This is a genomic window from Burkholderia sp. E168m23 (assembly GCF_016586125.1).
Lineage (GTDB): Bacteria > Pseudomonadota > Gammaproteobacteria > Burkholderiales > Burkholderiaceae > Burkholderia > Burkholderia orbicola.
In genome coordinates this window covers 1-1,581 of sequence record NZ_BCPP01001270.1, presented here as the reverse complement: position 1 = coordinate 1,581, position 1,581 = coordinate 1, and the positions used below count along the sequence as shown (strand labels likewise).

General features: G+C 67.2%; 1 protein-coding gene and 1 pseudogene. One reads left to right on the top strand and one right to left on the bottom strand.

All coding sequences use genetic code 11. The features are described from left to right. The coding region (locus tag JMF90_RS36450; RefSeq protein ID WP_201326283.1) for a GGDEF domain-containing protein at nt 1–946 on the top strand (946 nt) is incomplete at its 5' end. A 91-nt stretch (nt 947–1,037) separates the two neighbouring features. Here JMF90_RS36450 and JMF90_RS36445 read toward each other — a convergent pair. Next, a pseudogene (locus JMF90_RS36445) lies at nt 1,038–1,581 on the bottom strand (hypothetical protein); the annotation flags it as partial.

Genomic DNA, 1,581 nt, shown 5'->3' with positions numbered 1-1,581 from the left:
GCGGACGTGGTTGCCGTGGATCGTGTTCTTCCTGATCGTCAACGTGGCGGTTGCGTACATCGCCTATTCGCCGGTCGCGGGCGCGCTGGGCACGCGGCTGTCGATGGAAGGCGGCGCGCTGGTGTTCTCGCTGCTGAACGTGTGCCTGCTGCTCGCGCGGCGCATCCGCTCGCCGCTGATGGTGATCTACGGCGTGTCGATCATGGCGTTCGCGCTATCGTCGCTCGCGTTCATCCTCGGCAAGCCGTGGAATCACATGTGGTGGCTCGCGCATGCGATCTTCGCGGGCGGATTCTTCCTGCTCAGTTACGGCGTCGTGCAGGCGCTGCAGACGACACGCTCGTTCTCGGCGATCTACAGCCAGGAAGACCTGATGAGCCGGCTGTCGGAATCGATGGCGCGTACCGAGAGCGCGCTGCAGGAACTGCGGCGCACGAACCAGAAGCTCGAATACATGGCCGCGACCGACCCGATGACGGGCGCGTCGAACCGCCGGCAGTTCATCGCGCAGGTCGAGCGTGAGATCGTGCGGGCCGAGCGAGACGGCACGCCGTTCTGCCTGCTCGCGCTCGATCTCGACAATTTCAAGAACATCAACGATGCATACGGGCACCAGATCGGCGACGAGGTGCTGCGCGGCGTCGTGCGCCAGTGCCTCGAGGCAATTCGGCCGGCGGGCGCGCTCGCGCGGGTCGGCGGCGAGGAGTTCATGGCGCTCTTGCCGGAGATGCCGCTCGAAGGCGCGCGGATGACCGCCGAGCGCGTGCGTTCGTCGATTTCGAGTTCGCCGTTCGGGCTCGACTTCAAGCGCGTGCAGGTGACGGTCAGCGTCGGCGTCGCGCAATACGGCGTCGACGGCAGCACGGTCGATGCGCTGCTGCGGGTGGTCGACGAGCGGCTGTATCAGGCGAAGCGGGAAGGGCGCAACCGCGTGGTGTCGCGCTAACCGGATCTGCACCGAAAGCCCCGGCGGCGGGAGTGCCGCCGGGCTTTTGCGGGCCGGTGTCGGTGTCGGCCTGCTCACGCGCGGCGACGCGCTAGCGCGACGCTACCGCCGTCGCCTGCTTCGACTGGTCGTCCTGCATCGACTGCGACGCCTGCCACCAGTACTTGCCCGCACGCTGCTGCGGATCGCGGATCGCGAGATACGTCGTACTCCAGAGCTGCGCCGCGTTGGCTTCGGTCGCATCCGCACTGCGCGTGCCGAATGCGTCGGTCTGGTACTTGCCGTTCACGTAGGACCACGTCCACATTTCCGACGTGCGCATGTCGCGCCCGTTCGAGATCACCTGCCAGATCGTCTGCCGCGCCTGCGTGAGCAGCGTGCGTGTCGTAGCCGACAGGTCCTGGCGCGCCAGCTGGCGATCGAGCCCGGCCACCCACATCGCCTGCTGCCACGACCAGATCACCGTGCCGTGATACGCGGAGCTCGTGAACTTCGGCCACAGCGACGAGCTCGCATACGCGGGGTTCGCGATCAGCATCCCGACATCCGTCACGAGCCCGGTCGGGAACGGCCGCGTGACGTCACTGACGATCCGCTGGAGCTGATCGTCCGGCGGCGTACCGAACAGCAGCGCG